Raw genomic sequence first — 18,435 nt, forward strand, 5'->3', positions numbered from 1 at the left:
TTATTGTTGGTCCGCTCGGGGGTTCTCGTGCATCCAGGCCGCGTGTTTCGGCGCCTTGCGCGTCTCGGACCACTCGTTGAGCATGTCCCATTTGACGGCGTCGAGCTTCTGTTTCATCTCTGGCGTGGCCGTGTTGACGGCAAGTTCGAGGCGGTGACCGTTTGGATCGAAGAAATAGATCGACTTGAAGATGGTGTGGTTGGTCGGACCGATGACCTCGATACCGTCCGCTTCCAGGCGCGCCTTGGCGGCCAGCAGCTCGTCCATGGAGCCGACTTCCAGCGCCAGATGCTGCACCCAGGCCGGGGTATTCTCGTCGCGGCCCATCGGCGCCTGGCTCGGCAACTCGAAAAATGCCAGCACATTGCCCATGCCGGCATCGAGGAAAACGTGCATGTACGGGTCGGGCGCGCCGGTCGACGGCACCTGGTCTTCGGCGATGGCCAGCACGAAGTCCATATTGAGGTAGTTGACGTACCACTCGACTGTCTCTTTGGCATCCTTGCAGCGATAGGCTACGTGGTGAATCCTGGTAATTTTCATGCTGTGCTCCCCTGTTGATTCCCCTATTAGAGTGCAAAACGAACTATCATTCAAACAATATTTTCAACGCGACTTATCAGATTAAGCTATGAATCCCACCCTGCGCCAGATGCGCGCCCTCGTCGCGCTTGCCAAGACCGGCAGTTTTACCCTGGCGGCCGAGTATCTCCACGTGACCCAGGCGGCGCTGTCGGGGCTGATCAAGGAGCTCGAACTGACCCTGGGCGTGCGCGTGGTCGACCGCAGCACGCGGCGGATCGCCCTGACCGAGGTCGGGCGCGAGCTGACGCCCCTGTTTTCCAAGATGATAGACGACCTCGACGGCGCGCTGCTCGACATCGCCAGCCAGACACGGCTGAAAAAAGGCGTAGTCCGGATCGCGGCCCCGCAGTTGATGTCGTGCACCTTGCTGCCGCAGGTCATCGCCGCCTACCGCAAGGTGTATCCGGAAATCCAGGTGCGCCTGGTCGATTGCGCGGTCGAAAACGTGACGGCGCGCGTGTTCAGCGGCGAGGTCGACTGCGGCATCGGACCGGAACGCGATCCTACCGCGCAGATCGAGGCGGTGGTGCTGTTCGAGATGCCCTTCGTGCTCGTGTTTCCGCAGCAGCACCCGCTCGAGCAGCGCGAGCGCGTGACATGGTCGGACCTGGCAGCCTACCCGTTCATCTCGCTGCAAGGGCAGTTCACCGAGCGCCTGCTGAGCGACATGCACCATTCGCTGCGCGACGTGCCGCTCAATCCGGTCAATGAAGTCACGTTCATGACGACCGCGCTGGCCATGGTCAGCGCCGGACTGGGCGTGACCGTCTGCCTGCCGTATGCCGAGCCGCTGGTACGCTTGCACCAGTTGCACATGCGCCAGTTGCACGAGCCCGAACTGACGCGGCGCTTTTTCGTGTACACGCGCGACAAGCGCTCGCTGTCGCCGGCGGCGGAGAGCTTCATGACCTTCCTGTTCAAGTTCGTCGAGTCGCATGACTGGAACATTCCCATCGCCGCAGACCAGGGGCCTGCGCAGTCTTGAGCCGATCACATCGCGCCATAGCTTGCGCGCATAGCGCCATGTGATCGGCTGCGGACGGTCGCACTACGCGGTCGACCGCGGACGCGCCAAGGCGCCATCGATCACCGACGTACAGACGACGCCATCGGTCGTGGATGCACAAACGACGCCATCGATCGCCCACGCACAAATGACGCCTTCGGTCATGGATGCACAAACGACGCCGTCGATCGTGATGGCGCAACACACGCAGCAGGCCACGGGCGCCGCGAGCCGCCGTCAGCCGGGTGCGCTCACGCAGCGTCATGGACAGCGCGCCTTGCCAGCGCTGCGCCGGTGGCGCGCCGCCTCTATAATTGATGCTCGCTTCCAACGGATACTACCCATGTCACACAACACCATCGCCATCAACCAGCGCATGGATCAATTCGACGGCCACCATCGCGTGTGGCTGTTCGGCTATGGCTCGCTGATCTTCAAGGCGGACTTTCCGTACATCGAGCGCAAACCGGCGACGATCAGCAATTGGACCCGGCGCTTCTGGCAAGGTTCACACGATCACCGCGGCACGGAGACTGCCCCGGGCCGCGTGGCCACGCTGATTGCGCAGCCCGGCGCCGTCACTGCGGGCATGGCTTACCTGATCACCCCCGAAGTGTTTGCCCATCTGGACCACCGCGAAAAGAACGGCTATCTGCGCCTGGCAACCGACATCCGTTTCGAGGACGGCGGCAGCGAACTCGGGCTGGTGTACATCGCGACCGAAGACAATGCCGCCTTCCTCGGCGAGGCGAGCGAGCGTGATATTGCCCGTCAAATCGCATACTCGCACGGCCCGAGCGGCGCCAACCGCGATTACCTGATCGACCTTGCCCACGCGCTGCGCGAACTGGGCATGGAAGACGCGCACGTGTTTGAAATCGAGCGGTATTTAACTGACCTGCGTGAATAAGCACGGCAAGCGAGCCGCGAAAAACATCTTATCGAGCGCCTCCTATCCAAACAAATCCAGCTGCCCCGTCGCGTTGCCGCATTGCTTGGCGGGCGCTGTCGGCACCACCAGCGGCCGCTTGAACCGTGAGGCATCGAGTTGCGCAAAGCGCCCGCTGGTCGCGCTCATGCCCAGCCGCTCGACTGCCTTGACGAAACGCTGGCGTATCAAATCCGCCCAAACGCCCTCCCCGTGCATGCGCTTGCTGAAGTCGCTGTCGTAGTCCTTGCCGCCACGCAGCTCGCGCACCCGGTTCATCACCCGCTGCGCCCGCTCGGGAAAGTGTGCCTGCAGCCATTCCTGGAACAGGGGATTGACTTCCCAGGGCAAGCGCAGCACCACGTAATGGGCGCTCACGGCACCGGCATCGCGCGCGGCTTCCAGCACCCGTTCGAGCTCGGGCTCGGTGATGAAGGGAATCACCGGCGCGACGCTGACCCGCACCGGGATGCCCGCTTCCGTCAGCCGCCTGATCGTGCGCAGACGCCGCGCCGGTGCCGCCGCGCGCGGTTCCAGCGTGCGCGAGATTTCCGGGTCGAGCGTGGTGATGGTAAGCGCCGCAATCGCCTGGTTCTTGGCCGCCATGGCCGCGATGAGGTCGACGTCGCGCTCGATCAGCGACGACTTGCTGATCAGCGCCACCGGATGCTCGCAATCGTGCAGCACCTCCAGCACGCGCCGGGTGATGCCCAGGCCACGCTCGCACGGCTGGTAGGCGTCGGTATTCACACCCAGCGCAATCGGCTCGGGCACGTAGGATGGCCTGGCCAGCTCGCGGCGCAGCAAATCGGGCGCGTTGACCTTGGCGAACAGGCGGCTCTCGAAGTCCAGCCCCGGCGACAGCCCCAGGTAACTGTGCGATGGCCGCGCAAAACAATAAATGCAGCCGTGCTCGCACCCGCGATAGGGATTGAGCGACACATTGAAGGGAATGTCGGGCGAGGTATTGCGGCTCAGGATGGTTTTGGCGAATTCGTCCGTAACCTGGGTACGGAAGGGCGCCGGCGCCTCGTCTTCGTCGTCTTCATGCACCCAGCCGTCGTCGAACCGCTCACGCGCGTTGACTTCGTAGCGGCCTTGCAGATTGGTCACCGCTCCCCGCCCCTTCTGCGCAGCCAGCGGACGCGGCGGGAGCATGACGTTTTCTTCAACATCCTTGTCGCGATCAGTCACCGCAGCACCTATTTAACTGTATAAACATACAGTATTCTACGTTGGTGCCGCCGCCAGTTCAAGCAGCGTTCAAAGCCGGCCTTGATGCAGCACAAACGCATCGATCAAATCATCGAAAGCGCGGCTCAGCGGGAGGAACTTGTCATGATCGCCTTCGATCTCGCCCAAGGCATGGCAAGTTGCCTCCAGGGTCGATAGCTGGTCCGGCGCATGCGCCTTGCGAATGCGGTAGCGCGACGGCGGCATGCCGTTCAGCGGCAGGCGCGGCAGCGCATGCAGCAAAGGGTTGAGATAAAGCATCTTGCGGCTCTTGCGCCAGGTGCCGTCCAGCACCACCAGCAACAGTTTCCCGGGCGCGTGCAACAGTTCCGGCGGCAGTGGCGGCGGTGCCGGCATGCCCAGCGACCTGTCGTCCGGCGTGTCCGGATACAGCAGCACGGCGCGCCGGCCATCGAGCGCCAGCAGCTCGCCGAGCTGCGCCGGATCGAACACTTCGCCCGCAACCAGCGTGCTGCCCGCCACGCTCAGGTGCAGCAGGCGCGCGCTGCCCTTGGCGTTGCTCACTTCCATGGGATGCTGCAGGATCAGCAGCCGCACCGCACTTGCCACCGGACTGATCCATCGGCAAATGCAGGCCACGGCCGGCCGCGCACAGTGCGCACAGATGCTGCGCCGCGCCGGACTGGCCTGCCCCTGCTGGCCCGGCCCGGTCATCGGACTCCCACCCGGCGCGGCAGCGCGTCAAAAAACAGCCGGACAATGGCAAAACCGGGCGGCAAGCCGCTTGCGGGGGTGAAATTGTTCATGATGGCGAAAGGCGCAAGGCGCAAGGATGACGGCCTGCGCATGTTAACACCGGCAAGCCGGTAGCGCGAGGGCACTTTTTCCAACTAGAAATATTCCCAGCATCCTGCTTCCGGCAACGCGAGCATCGAAGCAACAAAGCGTGCAATCGGCAACTATTTTTCTCACAACAGGCGTCGAGTTGATATTCCGGTATTGCCCAACGACATCACCCTACATAGAATCAAATCATTCCTTTAGGCAATCCAATCCATCGGAGCCCACCATCGCTACCCTGATTCCCCGCGCCCTGCGCCTGTTCCTGACCGCCCTCGTGACCGGCTTCACCTTGTTGCCGTCGGTGGCGATCGAGCAGGAATTGCCGCTCGACTACCGGCTCAACGAGCAGGTGATCGCCGTTCCCGCCGGACCGTCCAGCCGGTCGGAATTGCAGACGACCGTGTTCCGCCCCAACGGCGCCGGCCCGTTTCCCTTGCTGATCATCAACCACGGCAAGGAATCGGGCGAGCCGCGCAAGCAGACGCGCGAGCGCTTCATCTACATGGCGACCGCCTTCGTCAAGCGCGGCTATGCGGTACTGGTGCCGATGCGGCGCGGCTTCGCGGGCTCCACCGGCAACTACGCCGACCATGGCTGCAACATGACCGCCAACGGCTATGCCCAGGCCAGCGATGTGCAGGACACCATCGACTTCGCGCGCCGCCAGGGCTGGGTCGACCCCGAGCGCATCGTGGTCGCCGGCCAATCCTACGGCGGACTGGCCACCATCGCCCTGGGCACGCGCGAGGTGCCCGGCGTGCGCGGCCTGATCAATTTTGCCGGCGGCCTGCGCGACGACGCCGACCGCTGCGACTGGCGCGCGCAACTGGTGCACGCCTTCGCCACCTACGGTGCCAGCAACAAGATTCCCAGCCTGTGGATGTATGGCGTGAACGATTCGCTGTTCGGGCCGGACCTGGTGGCGCGCATGCACGCGGCCTTCGAGCGGGCTGGCGGCAAGGCGCGCCTGGTCGAATTCGGCGCCTTCAAGCGCGACGCCCACGGCATGGCCGCCAGCCGCGACGGCGCCGGCATCTGGTGGCGCGAGACCGAACGCTTCCTCCAGCAAATCGGCATGCCGACCAGCGAAGTGGTCGCGGTGGCCGATGCGCCGAGCGTGCCGAAAACCGATTTTGCCCGCGTCGACGATATCGCCGCCGTGCCCTACCTGAGCGAAAATGGACGCGCCGCCTATCGCGAGTATCTGCACAAGATGACCCCGCGCGCCTTTGCCGTCTCGCCCAGCGGCGCCTGGTGCTGGGCCGAGGAAGGGGAAGATCCGCACACGCGCGCACTGGCTGCCTGCGCGCGCACCAGCGGCCAGCCGTGCCAGTTGTACTCGGTCGACGACTACGTGGTGTGGCAAGGAAAGCTGGCCTCCAGCGGCGCCAATGCCGGCAGCGGCGGGGCCGGCGCGGCCAGTCTCTGACGCGGCCGTGGCGCAACACAGCCCGCATGCGACAAGCGCGTGCGCGCGCCAAATGCATATACAATGTGAGCGACGTTTTTTCTCTTTGGAGAGACTTTCATGCCGCCACGTATCATCCGCGCAGTCCTCGCCCCCGCCCTCTTCCTGTCCTGCGCCTTTCAAGCGGCCTCAGCCGCAAACAACTATCCGATCGTCCTGGTGCACGGCTTCCTCGGCTTCGGCCCGGAGCAGTACACCAACACCGGATTCAAATACTGGGGCGGATTCGACGACATCGTCGGTCACATGCGCGCGCACCAGGGCCAGCATCAGGTATGGGCCGCGTCGGTCGGGGCGATCAGCTCGAACTGGGACCGCGCGGCCGAACTGTATTACCAGATCAAGGGCGGCTGCGTCGACTACGGCAGCAGCCACACGGCCAGCTTCGCGACCTATGGCGCGCTGCGCCAGCCCGCAGGCAAATGCTGGGCCGCCGATCCGGCCAACAATCCGCAAGGCTATCCGGCCGCGATGTACCCGGCCTGGGATGCGCGCCATCCGATCCACCTGATCGGCCACAGCCAGGGCGGCCAGACCATCCGCGCCCTGATCGAACTGCTCGAACACGGCTCGCCCCACGGCGACGAAGGCGGCGGCGAGCTGTACAAGGGTGGCAAGACCGGCTGGGTCGTCAGCGCCACCACCATTTCCTCGCCCAACGATGGCACCAGCCTGCGCGACGCCATGGGCGACTCGGGATCGGCGCTCACGCAACTGGCGGGCGGCATCGCGGCCATGGCCAGCATCGGCAACGTGGCGCAGCCGGTGCACGACTTCGGACTCGAACAGTTCGGCCTGCGCAGCAGCGCGGTCGAGCCGTCGGCGGCTTATCAGCAGCGCGTGATGGCCGCGCCGTTTTCGAACCCGGGCAACTTCGACTCGGCCCAGGCCGAAATGACGCCCGACGGCGCGCGCACCTTCAATGCATGGGCCAAGACCTCGCCCTCGGTGTATTACTTCTCGATGAGCAACCAGGCGACCGAGGCCGGCAGCGCCTGCTGCAACAACACCGATCGCCTGCTGTACCCGCTCCAAAACCCGTCCTTCCAGTATCCGCGCGCCGACATGGCGTCGCTGACCCGGCCGTATGCGGGCGAGTGGGTGATCCCGTCGGCCGGCCGGCGCGGCATGGGCTCGTACTCGCTGGCCATCTCCGGCCGGGTCCCGGTCGACCGCACCTGGTTCGCCAACGATGGCGTGGTCAACACGGTCAGCATGCGTGCCCCAGCCGGGCATCCGGTGCGCGACTACGATGGCACGCCAGTGCGCGGCAGCTGGAACTTCCTGCAAAATTACAAGGGCTACGACCACTTCGACATGATCGGCTGGCCCAGGTCGGGGCCGCGCGTGTATCCGGTCTACGATGCGGTCGCGGCCATCTTGTACGGACTATGAGGGGCTGAGCGTGCGCGACCAGGCTTGCAGCTGGGCCACGGTCGCGGTCACGCCGCCGCACACGATCACCAGCACGTTCTTGAATGCGCTCAATTCCGGGCGGCCGGCGTAGGCCACCGCCAGCGAGGCGCCGCAGGCCGGCTCCACCACCACCCGGTGGTCGTCCATGAAGCGGATGCAGGCCGCCACCGCCGCCTGGTCGGTGACCACCATGCTGCTCATCGGGTGCACCCGGGTCCAGTCGAACGCCGCCTGCGACACCTGGCGCGAGCCGAGCGTGGTGGCGATGCTGGCGATGCGTGGAAGCTCGATGCGCTCGTCGGCCTCGATCGACTGCGCCAGCGAATCGGTGCCATCGGTTTCGACGGCGAATAGCGGCACCTTGTCCCAGCCATTGCGGCGCAGCCCTTCGATCACGCCGCACATCAGCCCACCCCCGCCGACCGACAGCACCACCGCGTCGGGAATCACGCCGGCATGCGCCACTTCATCGATCATGGTCGCGTGCCCGGTCCACAGCAGGGGATCGTCGTAGGCGTGGATGAAGGCATCGTGCTCACCCACCATCGACAGCGCCAGCGCGTTGGCTTCGTGAAACGACGCGCCGTGGACGATCACCTCGGCCTGCTCGCGCCGCATCAGCTCGCGGGCGCGCTCGCTGGTCGTTTCCGGCGCCACCACCACCACCGGCAAGCCCAGCTGGCGTCCCGCATACGCGGCGGCCAGCCCCGCATTGCCGCCGGATGAAGAGATGAAGCGTTTCGCCCCGCGCCGCGCGTACTCTTCGCAGGCGTAGCCGATGCCGCGCAACTTGAACGAGCCGGTCGGCTGCAAGGCTTCCATCTTGAGCCAGACCGTCTGGTCCGGCTTGTTGCCCATGGCCGAAGACGCGAGCAGTGGAGTGTCGATATGTAATGTCATCGTAAGATCATGATCCCGTAAAGTTGAACACCGAAGTCAAAGTTCCTCTAGCCGCGCGCGCAACGCCGCGTGGTCGCCGCACGCGGCGCGCGCGGCCTCATCCATCCTGGACAGCTTGCGGTACACCATGCCGAGGCGCTGCTTGTCCGACAGCTGCTGCGCATTGCGCTCGAAGAAATCCCAGTACAGCGCATTGAACGGACAAGCCGTCTCCCCCAGGCGCGCCTTTTTATCGTAGTGGCAGCCATTGCAGTAGTCGTTCATGCGGTCGATGCAGGCCGCGCTCGATACATACGGCTTGGTCGCCAGCAAGCCGCCGTCGGCGAACTGGCTCATGCCGATCGTGTTCGGCATTTCCACCCACGCGAAGGCGTCGACATGCACGCCAAGATACCACTGATGCACCTGGTAGGGTTCGAGTCCCGCCAGCAGGGAAAAGTTCCCGATGATCATCAGGCGCTGGATATGGTGGGCGTGCGCATCGTCGAGCGACTGGCCGATGGCGTGCCGCAGGCAGCGCATCCTGGTCTTGCCATCCCAGAACCAGGAGGGCAGCGGCGGATGGTGGCCGAGCACATTGTGCGCGCCGTAGCCGGGCATATTGCCCCAGTACACGCCGCGCACGTATTCGCGCCAGCCGAGGATCTGGCGGATGAAGCCTTCCACCGCGTGCAGCGGCGCGTGGCCGGCGCGCCAGGCGTCCTCGGCCCCGGCGATCACGTCGCGCGGGTGCAGCATCTTGGTATTGAGGGCGAACGAGAGCATCGAATGGAACCGGCGCGCAGCCGTCGTGTGCATCGCATCCTGGTAGTGGCCGAAGTGCGGCAAGCCGTGCTGGATAAAGGCGTCGAGGTGGGTGAGCGCTTCGGCGCGGTCCAGCGGCCAGACGATGCGTGCGGCGTCGGGCCGGCCGAAGCTGTCCACCCCGGCCGCCTGGATGCTGGCGCACTTCCATCAGCATGTATACGACCTCGGCGCGCACATCGGAAAACCAGCCGTGCGGCGCATTGAGCTGGTCGCCAAGAATCAGGCGCAGCGTCGTCGTCGATAGCGGCATAGGAGGCGCACAAGTCCAATCGGAGGCCGCCAGTTTATCACGTGGCGCCGGCGCAGGGCCGGCACAGCTAACGTGCGTGGCACGACATAATGTATGCAGTAAAATTATACTTTTGAAATGTGGCGCCACGTCCCGTGCCCAGGAACACTTCCATGAGCCAGGCCAATCCCGAACCTTCCCCGCTGGACTTGTCGAGCTGTGACAAGGAACCGATCCGCACCCCCGGCAGCATCCAGCCGCACGGCTTCCTGCTGGCGCTCTCGCCCGCGCTGGAGGTACTGCAAGCGAGCGACAACCTGGAAGCGATGATCGGAACCGGTGCCGCGCGCGCCATCGGCCAGCCGCTCGAACAGGTGATCGGCGAGCAGGCCAGCCTGCAGCTGCGGCCCGAAATCGACGCCGCCGAGATCGGCCAGCGCCCGCTCTACCTGTGCACCCTGGGAATCGGGCCGGCGCGCCATTTCGACGTGCTGGCGCACTGCTACGACGGCTTGCTGATCCTCGAATTCGAGGCGGTGCAACGCGCCTCGGCGGCCGACTTCCGCCACCTGCACCGCCAGGTCGGCGACTTCCTGCTCAAGGTGAGCGACAGCGCCACGGCGCAAGCCATGTGCGAACTGGCGGCCCAGGAAATCCGCCGCGTCACCGGCTTCGGCCGGGTCATGGTGTACCGCTTCGACGAGGAAGGCCACGGCCACGTGATGGCCGAATGCCGCGACGAGGCGTATCCATCCTACCTGGGGCAGCGCTTTCCGGCCTCCGACATTCCGCGCCAGGCGCGCGAGCTGTACATGCTCAACCGCATCCGCCTGATCCAGGATGCCAACTACACGCCGGCGCGCCTGGTCCCGCCGCTCAATCCCGTCAGCGGGGCCGCCAACGACCTCTCGTTCGCGGCCTTGCGCAGCGTCTCGCCGATCCATCTGCAATACATGCGCGACATGGGCACCCTGGCGTCGATGTCGGTCTCGCTGATGGTCAAGGGCCGGCTGTGGGGACTGGTCTCCTGCCACCACACGACGCCCTGCGCGCTCGCTTTCGACAAGCGCACCGCCTGCGAGCAGCTGGGCCAGATCCTGGCCATGTGCGTCGAGTCGCGCGAAGACGCCAACGAACTGCAGTTCCGCCTCGATGTGCGCCGCGTCATGGTGTCGATGCTGGCCGGGCTGACCCAGAGTTCCGACTTCATCGATAACCTCTCCAGCGTGTTTCCGGCCCTGCTGCAGTTCGCGCGCGCCGGCGGCGCCGCCATCCTGTTCGACGACCGCCTGCTGACCTACGGCGACACCCCCGGCGACGCAGCGATCCGCGAGCTGGTGGGCTGGCTCGACCTGCACTGCCACGGCGACGTGTTCCACACCGACCACCTGGCGGCGCACTACCCGCCGGCGGCGGCATTCAGCGGCAACGCGGCGGGCCTGCTGGCCATGCCGGTCTCGCGCATCCACAAGCATTACCTGCTATGGTTCCGGCCCGAGGTGGTGCGCACGGTCGACTGGGCCGGCAATCCGCACGCCAAGGCCGGCGCCGCGCCCATGGCGCAGCTCTCGCCGCGCACGAGTTTTGCCACCTGGAGCGAAACCATCACCGGCACCAGCGCGCCATGGCATGGCGGCGAGATCGAACTGGCCGTCGAATTTCGCACGGCGCTGCTGGGCATCGCGCTCGAACGCGCCGAACAGATGGCCCAACTGGCCGAAGAACTGGGCCGCGCCAACAAGGAACTCGAAGCGTTTTCGTATTCGGTCTCGCACGACCTGCGCGCGCCGCTGCGCCACATCGTCGGCTTTTCCGACCTGCTGCTCGAACCCTCGGCCAGCGACAACCTGGAAAAGCGCCAGCGCTTCCTGCGCAACATCAAGGATTCGGCGCGCCTGGCCGGCAAGCTGGTCGACGACCTGCTCAGTTTTTCGCAGATGGGGCGCGCCGCCCTGCGTCCGACCCTGGTCCAGATGGGCGAGCTGGTACGCTCCTGCATCGACAAGCTCTCGCTCGACGTCGGCCAGCGCCAGGTCGAGTGGGACATCGGCCCGCTGCCGGCAATGCGCGCCGACCCCACCTTCGTGCAGCTGGCACTGTACAACCTGCTGTCGAACGCGCTCAAGTTCACCAGCCGGAAAGAACGCGCCGTGATCACCATCCGCGCCAGCGGCGACGGCCCCGAATGGGTGCTCTCGATCGCCGACAATGGCGCCGGTTTCAACATGGATTACGTGCACAAGCTGTTCGGCGTGTTCCAGCGTCTGCACCGCATGGAAGACTTCCAGGGCACCGGCATCGGCCTGGCCAATGTGCGCCGCATCATCGAGCGCCACGGCGGGCGGGTGTGGGCCACCGGGGTGCCGGGCGAAGGCGCCACGTTTTACTTCAGCATCCCCAAAGAACTCCATATTTAAGGTACGCAAGACATGTTAAAGCCCATCCTTCTGGTCGAAGATAATCCGCACGACCTGGAACTGACGCTGATCGCGCTCGAAAAGAGCCAGCTGGCCAATGAAGTCATCATCGCCCGCGACGGCGCCGAGGCGCTCGATTACCTTTTCTGCCGCGGCGAGCACGCGGCGCGCCAGGCCGGCAATCCGACCGTGGTGCTGCTCGACCTGAAGCTGCCGAAAATCGATGGCCTGGAAGTGCTCAAGGAAATCCGCAGCACGCCGCACCTGAAAAGCATTCCGGTGGTAATGCTCACGTCATCGAAGGAAGAACAGGACCTGCTGCGCAGCTATGAGCTGGGGGTCAATGCGTATGTGGTCAAGCCGGTCGACTTCGAGGAATTCGTGCGGGCGATTGCCGATTTGGGGATTTTCTGGGCGGTGCTCAACGAGCCGCCGCCGGGTTCGCACCGCTACGTCAAGCCGCAATAAGAAGCGTGGCCCGCGTGCGGCGGGCGACGGTGCGGCGGGCGGCAGGGCGACGGGGCGACGCGTTGAAGGCCGATCGGGGAGCCGTCGCCCCCGCGCAGGCGGGGGTCCAAGTTCTTTGTTCAGCCGCCGGCTACGCAGCGAACTTGGGCACCCGCCTGCGCGGATGCGACGTTTGACGGATTGACGGTGAGCGATTTTGCGGCGAGGTCACATGACCCAGCCGCGTTCAGTGCGAGGTGGCGCCGGCCGGCTTGCGGCGCCTGAGCAAATGGCGGATGCGCGCGCTGAGTACATCGGCGTTGTACGGTTTTTGCAGCAGGTTGACCTTGGCATCGAGCTTGCCCTCATGCGCCAGCACACCCTCGGCGTAGCCGGACGTAAACAGCAGCTGCGCCGCCGGCAGCCTGGTGCGCACCACTTCACTCAATTCCAGGCTGCTCAGTTTCCCCGGCATGATCACATCCGAAAACACCAGGTCGATCCGGGCGCCCGAGTCGATCAGTTCCACCGCGTGGGCCGCGTCTTCGGCCTCGAACACCTGGTAGCCGAGCGCGGACAGCAGTTCCACGGTGCTGGCGCGCACATCCTCTTCATCTTCCACCACCAGGATCGTTTCCGGGCCGCCGAACAGGGGCGCCTGCACGTGGTCCTCGGCATGTTCCGGTTCGCTGGCGCTGCGCTGCAGGAAAATCTTCACGCTGGTGCCGGCGCCCGGTTCGCTCTTGAGCTCGATTTCGCCGCCCGACTGCTTCACGAAACCATACGCCATCGACAGCCCCAGCCCCGCGCCCTGCCCGGTCGGCTTGGTGGTGAAGAAGGGTTCGAAGGCGCGCTGCAACACCGCTTGCGGCATGCCGCAGCCGGTATCGGCCACTTCCACCATCACGTAGTCGCCGCTGGCCAGTTCCGACAGCATGGGCGAGCCGACCGGCACATTGGCCGCGCGGATGGTGAGGGTGCCGCCGCCGCTCATGGCGTCGCGCGCGTTGATGGCCAGGTTCAGGATCACGTTGTTCAACTGGCCCGGATCGACCGTGGTGCTCCACAGCTGCGCTTCGATCTCGGTGACGATGATGGCGCGCGGGCCGAGCACGCGGCGCATCATTTCATCCATGTCGCGCAAGACCACGCCGGGATTGACCACCACCGCTTGCAGCGGCTGGCGCCGGGCGAAAGCCAGCAGATGGGCCGACAGCTTGGCGCCGCGTTCGACCCCGGCCAGCGCGATATCGATGCGGGTGCGCGCGCTGTCGCTCACGCCGCCTAGCAGCTTGAGCAACTGCAGGTTGCCGCCGATGATCTGCAACACATTATTGAAGTCGTGCGCCACGCCGCCAGTCAGCTGGCCGATCGCTTCCATTTTCTGGGCCTGGTGCAGGGCCGACTGGCTTGCGGCCAGCTCTTCCTGGCTGCGCCGCAGCGACACGAACGCTTCGTCGCGCTGCTTGCGCGCGATGTAGGCGCCGCTGTGATAGCGCACGCGCGCCGCCAGTTCGCGCCCGTCGGGCCACTTGACCAGGTAATCGTTGGCGCCCGCGGCAAAGGCCCTGGCCTTGATCTCCGGGTCTTCTTCGGAGGACAGCAAAATGACCGGCACATGCTCGGTGTCGCGATGCTGGCGCAGCAGGCGGATCACGTCGAAACCGTCGGCGCCAGGCATGCGCAGATCGACCAGCACCACGCTGGCATCGGTTTCGATGGCCAGCTCGACGACACGTTCGGACTGCGATGCATAGCGCAGGACGACGTCGGAACAACCCTCCAGGCAATGCGCGATGAAGTCCTCGGCGAAGGGTTCATCATCAATCAGCAGTACCGAACAGGGAGTGGATTCGTCGTCGAGCATATGTATTGCCATAACATAAATTTCATTATATTTTACATGAGGACATGCTATTTCGAATGCAACAGAAGATCAACCGTGCGCGCCACGCTCATGCCAGGCGGATTGCCAGCGGCTGGTGGTCGGGGCCGAACTCGTCAGGCGCCACGCGCACCTCGGCCAGGCGCGGCGCCAGGTCGGCGCTGAGGAAAACGAAATCGCAGGTGAACGGATCGGCCGGACGGCCGGGATGGTCGTGCAGGCACACGGTGGGCGCGTGCGCCTGGCCCGGATGACGCAGGCGCCAGGCATCGGCATAAGCGGGCGTGCCATCGTCGAACGGTGCTTGCAGGCAATGGTATTCCCAGGAGCCGGGCAGGAAATTGCCATCGCCCGCAAGCAGGGCGGCACCGCCGCGCGGCATGGCGCCAAACGGTCCGGCGGCGGCGCCGGCACGGGGATGGGCGGCGTGCGCGGCCGCTTCGCGCTGCACGTCGCGCAGGCGCTGCACCTGGGCGCTGCGCTGCGCGCGCGAAAAATATTCCAGATGGGTGGTGGTGACGCGCAGCGGGCCGAGCGGCGTAGCGAGCGTCGCTTCGAGCGCGATGCGCTGCATGCTCATCACGCCCGGATCGGGCGGCCACGGCAAGGCGTGGCGGATCACTTGCAGCACCGGGTAGCGCGACAGGATCATATTGCCGAACAGGCAGCGCGCGACGCCCTCCCCCGCGCTGTCGCAGGCCAGCCCGACCACCGGCACATAGCCGGGAAAATGGTGGGCCAGCAGCGCAAACTGGTTGGCACCGTCGCAGCCGGGCATGTCGGTATAGCCGGACGACACTTCCTGCAAGCAAATAACATCGGCATCGGCCACGGCGCGCAGGCTTGCCGCGGTATGCGCCATGTCGCAGTCGCCGCGCGGGGTACGGCCGCGCTGGATATTCCATGTGATCAGGTTCATGCCGGTTCGCCTCCACACTGTCAACAAGTGCTCAGGCTAGCCCGCTCGCGCCGTGCGGGGATGATGCAAGTCAGGCGGGCGCCAGTTGGCGATCCGGCCACGCCATGCGGGCCGCCAGGCAGCAAATGAAGCGCGCATCGTCGACGTGGAACAGGCCGGGGTCGAGCCGGTCCTGGGTACCGACGAAAAAGATCCAGCCTTTCATACCGCTGTCGCGCCGGGCCAGTTCCAGCGCTTCGGTGCGCGCGGCATGGATTTCGTGCTGCAAGGTGCGGCGGCGCAGGTCGGACCAGCCGGACCAGTCGACCCGCAGCCTGCACAGGCTCAGGTAACCGCGTGCGGCGCTGTCCCATTGGCCGGCGCCCAGGGTCAGCTCGCAGTGCGTCTCGCTGATGACAGGCAGGTCCTTCCAGCGCAGCGGCGCATAAAACAGGTGACGCGGATTCTTGAAGAAGGCCGGCTTCTTGTTGGGAATGAGCCAGAACAGCTGGGCGTAGGTGCTGCCCCAGACGCCGGGGATCTCGAGCGGCAGGAACGCGCGGTCGTTGGGAAAGTTGATGCAGGTGCGGCACAGCGGGCGGATGGTCTTGACGGTGTGGCCATGGTACTGGCGCTTGGCGGCGGCACGCGCGGCGGCATGCACGGCGGCCAGCGTGGCCGACCCGAATGCGGCGACGGCAGCCGCGGCGGCGGGGCCAGGCGCTTGCCCGTCGCTCAGGCTCAGCCTGCTGGGAAAGGGCATCGGAAAGCCATCGCTGGCGCCGACCCGCTCGCGTTGGCCACGGCTGACAAGCGTGTGGTCGCCATCGACATCGCAGCCCGGCGCGTGGTGTTCGCCTTTGCCGAGCGCGAAATACGGGTGGCGCTTGTTGAGCGCCGCGTCGTACGATGCCGGCCATACCTTGGTGGCGCAGCCGCGGCAGACATAGGCGTCTTTATCGACGACGTCCATGTTCCATCATTCTTCCGCCTCGACCAGCTCACCGCTATGGAGATTGCGCGCCACATCCATGTTCCCGCTCCCGCATCCGCTTGAAGGCCGATGATGCGCGGCGTACTTGCGCAAGGTTTGAGGCTGGCTAATACGGGAGGCGTCCGTGCAAAAACGCGACACCATGAAAAAAAGGGCCTGCAATTGCTTGCAGGCCCTTTCAAATTCTGGCTCCCCGACCTGGACTCGAACCAGGGACCTGCGGATTAACAGTCCGTCGCTCTACCAACTGAGCTATCAGGGAAAAGAGGCCGTATTATATAGGCCCCGGGCGAATTTTAGAAGTAGAAATTACCGAAAATGCCGATATGGTCGCCTTTGGTCTCGCCGCTGCGCTCGACGTAACGGCGATCACGGTACGTATAATCGTAGGTTTCTTTCACGAGACGCACTTTGAGGCCAACGCTCGGGCCGAAGAAGTACTCGCCTTCGACGATGGCGCCGACGGTGCTGTCGAAATCCCTGTCGATGCCGGAGCCGAAGCCGCTACCGCTCAGCTTAGGGCTGGACACATAACGCACGCCGCCGCCGATACGCATGTTGCTGGTCGGGTGGAAGTAGCCCAGCAGTTCGATCGGGAACCGCTTGAAGGTCACGTCGCCGTTCTTGGCGCTGGCCTGGTCAACGTGGAAACCCACGGTGCCCTGCATCGAAAACTGTTGGCTGAAGCGGTAGTCGACGCCGCCCAGGAAGGCGATCAGGCCGCCGGCGCGCACGTCGACCGAACCGCCGTGCTTGTATTCAGCGGTAGCGAGCTTGTCGCCACCACCGGTCAAGCCCATGCCGACAACGAAACGCAGTTGTTTGCCTGGTGCTGGACCGTTTTGTGCCTGGGCCGAGCTCAGGGAGGCGATCGCCAGAGCGATCACGAATGCAATTTTTTTCATGGTGTTTTTAGATGTAAGTAGCGGATAACGCGCGGGAGTGCTGCGTATTTACCAGGCAGTATGATACTTGCCGAGATTGCAAATAGGCAAGGAAGATGTCTGGAAAGCGTTGCTTGCAGGTAACAAACAGTATAAATCCAAACAACTTACAAAAAAGGCCACGTTATTCAACGTGGCCTTTTGCAATTCTGGCTCCCCGACCTGGACTCGAACCAGGGACCTGCGGATTAACAGTCCGTCGCTCTACCAACTGAGCTATCAGGGAAAAGAGGCCGCATTATATCGGGCCATTTTCCACTTGTCCAGTTGGATACGCACGAACCTTGCCAGCGATGGATGCGAGCAACGCCAAGGCCGCACCGGAGAGCAATTGTGTCTTAGTGGCAAAATATGATTTACTATCATTTTGCAAGTCTTGCACGACTTGAGATATACCCGATGCATCGCATACCGATCGTTTCACCACGTTGAAAGGAAGAATGATGGAGATGTTTTTAGGCACTATCGTACCCGTCGCATTCCCCTTCGCCCCGCGCGGCTTCATGACCTGCGCCGGCCAGCTGCTCAGCATTGCCCAGAACAGCGCCCTGTTCTCCCTGCTCGGAACCACCTACGGCGGCGACGGCCAGAGCACCTTCGCCCTGCCCGACCTGCGCGGCCGCGTTGCCGTGGGCGCCGCCCAAGGCGCGAGCGGACGCATCAATGCCGACATGGGGACCGTGGCCGGCAGCCCGGCGTTCACCGCCGTGCTCAATGGACAGGGCGTCGCGGCGGTCACCCTGACCGTGGCCAACCTGCCGGCCCACACCCATGGCGCGACCTTCGCCGCCACTGGCGGCGCGGCAGCCACCCTGAACGTCAGCACTGACGTCGCCACCGCCTCACAGGCAGCGACCGGCGGCTATCTGGCCACCGGCAAGGCGGGCGGCGCCAACCAGCCATTGATGTACCGCGCCGACGCCGGCAGCGGCACGGCGGCGCTGAACGCGGCCTCGATCACGGGCGGCGCGGGCGGCGGCACGGTCACGGTCAACAACACCGGTTCCGGCACCGCCCTGCAAGCGCCGGTGACCGTGAGCGTCAGCGGACAGGTGCCCACCGTGCCGCCATTCGTCGGCGTGCAGTACATTATTTGTGTCGAAGGACTTTTCCCTAGCCGGAACTAAGCAGCGCGGACCCGCTGTCAGGCGAACACCACCTGATAGCGCTGCCCGCTCGGCGCGCCATTGCCGGGCAGCGAAGCGAGCGAAGAAATGGGCGACATGAACCACTGATGGCGTCCGAGCACCGGATGGTCGAGCACATAGTGATCGTCGTACAGCACCGGCGTGGGCGGCCCCGAGAAAATCAGGGTCATGGGGGTACGAAATTGCGCGGGCAAGCCGCGCCGCGGCAATTCCGCAGCCTCGACCAGGGTCAGCGCGATGGCGCCGGCGGCGGTGTGGGCAATGAAAGCGCTGTCGAGCGCGCCGGACAGTTGTTCGAGTGAGACGGTCATTCAAGATCCCCCAAA

16 protein-coding genes, 2 tRNA genes and 1 pseudogene are annotated in these 18,435 nt (G+C 64.8%); 7 read left to right on the plus strand and 12 right to left on the minus strand.

Features of this window, described 5'->3' with window-relative positions:
* Entirely contained in the window at positions 1-543 is a 543-nt protein-coding gene (locus PO883_RS20415; RefSeq protein ID WP_167085180.1) for a VOC family protein, read from the minus strand.
* A gap of 88 nt (positions 544-631) precedes the next feature.
* Between PO883_RS20415 and PO883_RS20420 the strand changes: the two genes are divergently transcribed.
* Positions 632-1,570 carry a LysR family transcriptional regulator gene (locus tag PO883_RS20420; RefSeq protein ID WP_289311375.1) on the plus strand — a complete coding sequence of 313 codons (939 nt, stop codon included), beginning with the start codon at positions 632-634 and terminating at the stop codon, positions 1,568-1,570.
* Positions 1,571-1,934: 364 nt separating this feature from the next.
* Positions 1,935-2,501, plus strand: a complete 567-nt coding sequence (locus PO883_RS20425) for a gamma-glutamylcyclotransferase (protein WP_289311417.1) — start codon at positions 1,935-1,937, stop codon at positions 2,499-2,501.
* Between the two features lie 42 nt (positions 2,502-2,543).
* On the opposite strand, the gene PO883_RS20430 is transcribed toward PO883_RS20425, so the two are convergent.
* Positions 2,544-3,677, minus strand: coding sequence for a PA0069 family radical SAM protein (locus tag PO883_RS20430; protein WP_289311418.1), 1,134 nt, complete (start codon positions 3,675-3,677; stop codon positions 2,544-2,546).
* Positions 3,678-3,782: 105 nt separating this feature from the next.
* Positions 3,783-4,427, minus strand: coding sequence for a tRNA-uridine aminocarboxypropyltransferase (locus PO883_RS20435; protein WP_289311376.1), 645 nt, complete (start codon positions 4,425-4,427; stop codon positions 3,783-3,785).
* 403 nt (positions 4,428-4,830) lie between these two features.
* Here PO883_RS20435 and PO883_RS20440 point away from each other — a divergent pair, with 403 nt between their 5' ends.
* Complete coding sequence (locus PO883_RS20440) at positions 4,831-5,985, plus strand: CocE/NonD family hydrolase (RefSeq protein ID WP_289311377.1); 1,155 nt, start codon at positions 4,831-4,833, stop codon at positions 5,983-5,985.
* A 99-nt stretch (positions 5,986-6,084) separates the two neighbouring features.
* Positions 6,085-7,419 (plus strand): triacylglycerol lipase, encoded by a 1,335-nt coding sequence (locus PO883_RS20445; RefSeq protein ID WP_289311378.1) that lies wholly within the window; start codon positions 6,085-6,087, stop codon positions 7,417-7,419.
* Here the strand turns inward: PO883_RS20445 and PO883_RS20450 are convergent.
* Both PO883_RS20450 and PO883_RS20455 read right to left on the minus strand, forming a co-directional pair.
* Positions 7,414-8,340 (minus strand): pyridoxal-phosphate dependent enzyme, encoded by a 927-nt coding sequence (locus PO883_RS20450; RefSeq protein WP_289311379.1) that lies wholly within the window; start codon positions 8,338-8,340, stop codon positions 7,414-7,416. The two genes, PO883_RS20445 and PO883_RS20450, sit on opposite strands and share 6 nt — an antisense overlap.
* A gap of 36 nt (positions 8,341-8,376) precedes the next feature.
* Positions 8,377-9,282 (minus strand): annotated as a pseudogene (locus PO883_RS20455) (cryptochrome/photolyase family protein); the annotation flags it as partial.
* A 267-nt stretch (positions 9,283-9,549) separates the two neighbouring features.
* Between PO883_RS20455 and PO883_RS20460 the strand changes: the two are divergent.
* Positions 9,550-11,793, plus strand: coding sequence for an ATP-binding protein (locus PO883_RS20460; RefSeq protein WP_289311380.1), 2,244 nt, complete (start codon positions 9,550-9,552; stop codon positions 11,791-11,793).
* Between the two features lie 12 nt (positions 11,794-11,805).
* Entirely contained in the window at positions 11,806-12,261 is a 456-nt protein-coding gene (locus PO883_RS20465) for a response regulator (RefSeq protein WP_289311381.1), read from the plus strand.
* A gap of 226 nt (positions 12,262-12,487) precedes the next feature.
* On the opposite strand, the gene PO883_RS20470 is transcribed toward PO883_RS20465, so the two are convergent.
* The 6 genes from PO883_RS20470 to PO883_RS20495 all read right to left on the minus strand — a co-directional run bounded on the left by PO883_RS20470 (position 12,488) and on the right by PO883_RS20495 (position 17,187).
* Positions 12,488-14,107: a response regulator gene (locus PO883_RS20470; RefSeq protein ID WP_289311382.1), complete on the minus strand. Its 1,620-nt coding sequence runs from the start codon at positions 14,105-14,107 to the stop codon at positions 12,488-12,490.
* Between the two features lie 88 nt (positions 14,108-14,195).
* Positions 14,196-15,044 (minus strand): endonuclease/exonuclease/phosphatase family protein, encoded by an 849-nt coding sequence (locus tag PO883_RS20475; protein WP_289311383.1) that lies wholly within the window; start codon positions 15,042-15,044, stop codon positions 14,196-14,198.
* Positions 15,045-15,114: 70 nt separating this feature from the next.
* Complete coding sequence (locus PO883_RS20480) at positions 15,115-15,996, minus strand: hypothetical protein (RefSeq protein ID WP_289311384.1); 882 nt, start codon at positions 15,994-15,996, stop codon at positions 15,115-15,117.
* A 207-nt stretch (positions 15,997-16,203) separates the two neighbouring features.
* Positions 16,204-16,279: transfer RNA gene (locus tag PO883_RS20485), tRNA-Asn, on the minus strand.
* Positions 16,280-16,313: 34 nt separating this feature from the next.
* On the minus strand, positions 16,314-16,922 hold the full coding sequence (locus PO883_RS20490) for a hypothetical protein (RefSeq protein WP_289311385.1): 609 nt from the start codon (positions 16,920-16,922) through the stop codon (positions 16,314-16,316).
* Between the two features lie 189 nt (positions 16,923-17,111).
* Positions 17,112-17,187: transfer RNA gene (locus tag PO883_RS20495), tRNA-Asn, on the minus strand.
* A 223-nt stretch (positions 17,188-17,410) separates the two neighbouring features.
* Here PO883_RS20495 and PO883_RS20500 point away from each other — a divergent pair.
* A complete protein-coding gene (locus PO883_RS20500; RefSeq protein WP_289311386.1) occupies positions 17,411-18,088 on the plus strand; it encodes a phage tail protein in 678 nt (225 codons plus the stop codon).
* A 17-nt stretch (positions 18,089-18,105) separates the two neighbouring features.
* Here PO883_RS20500 and PO883_RS20505 read toward each other — a convergent pair whose 3' ends face one another.
* Complete coding sequence (locus PO883_RS20505; protein ID WP_289311387.1) at positions 18,106-18,420, minus strand: hypothetical protein; 315 nt, start codon at positions 18,418-18,420, stop codon at positions 18,106-18,108.
* Positions 18,421-18,435 lie beyond the last annotated feature (15 nt).

This window comes from Massilia sp. DJPM01 (assembly GCF_030348125.1).
In the GTDB taxonomy this organism is placed as follows: Bacteria; Pseudomonadota; Gammaproteobacteria; order Burkholderiales; family Burkholderiaceae_D; genus Telluria_A; species Telluria_A frigida.

Bases quoted from the DNA above. Each gene is read 5' to 3' on its own strand.
- PO883_RS20435 (WP_289311376.1), bottom strand. From the start codon at position 4,427: ATGACCGGGCCGGGCCAGCAGGGGCAGGCCAGTCCGGCGCGGCGCAGC.
- PO883_RS20490 (WP_289311385.1), bottom strand. From the start codon at position 16,922: ATGAAAAAAATTGCATTCGTGATCGCTCTGGCGATCGCCTCCCTGAGC.
- PO883_RS20445 (WP_289311378.1), top strand. From the start codon at position 6,085: ATGCCGCCACGTATCATCCGCGCAGTCCTCGCCCCCGCCCTCTTCCTG.
- PO883_RS20415 (WP_167085180.1), bottom strand. From the start codon at position 543: ATGAAAATTACCAGGATTCACCACGTAGCCTATCGCTGCAAGGATGCC.
- PO883_RS20500 (WP_289311386.1), top strand. From the start codon at position 17,411: ATGTTTTTAGGCACTATCGTACCCGTCGCATTCCCCTTCGCCCCGCGC.
- PO883_RS20465 (WP_289311381.1), top strand. From the start codon at position 11,806: ATGTTAAAGCCCATCCTTCTGGTCGAAGATAATCCGCACGACCTGGAA.
- PO883_RS20425 (WP_289311417.1), top strand. From the start codon at position 1,935: ATGTCACACAACACCATCGCCATCAACCAGCGCATGGATCAATTCGAC.
- PO883_RS20470 (WP_289311382.1), bottom strand. From the start codon at position 14,107: ATGCTCGACGACGAATCCACTCCCTGTTCGGTACTGCTGATTGATGAT.
- PO883_RS20475 (WP_289311383.1), bottom strand. From the start codon at position 15,044: ATGAACCTGATCACATGGAATATCCAGCGCGGCCGTACCCCGCGCGGC.
- PO883_RS20460 (WP_289311380.1), top strand. From the start codon at position 9,550: ATGAGCCAGGCCAATCCCGAACCTTCCCCGCTGGACTTGTCGAGCTGT.
- PO883_RS20430 (WP_289311418.1), bottom strand. From the start codon at position 3,677: ATGCTCCCGCCGCGTCCGCTGGCTGCGCAGAAGGGGCGGGGAGCGGTG.
- PO883_RS20505 (WP_289311387.1), bottom strand. From the start codon at position 18,420: ATGACCGTCTCACTCGAACAACTGTCCGGCGCGCTCGACAGCGCTTTC.
- PO883_RS20480 (WP_289311384.1), bottom strand. From the start codon at position 15,996: ATGGACGTCGTCGATAAAGACGCCTATGTCTGCCGCGGCTGCGCCACC.
- PO883_RS20450 (WP_289311379.1), bottom strand. From the start codon at position 8,340: ATGACATTACATATCGACACTCCACTGCTCGCGTCTTCGGCCATGGGC.
- PO883_RS20420 (WP_289311375.1), top strand. From the start codon at position 632: ATGAATCCCACCCTGCGCCAGATGCGCGCCCTCGTCGCGCTTGCCAAG.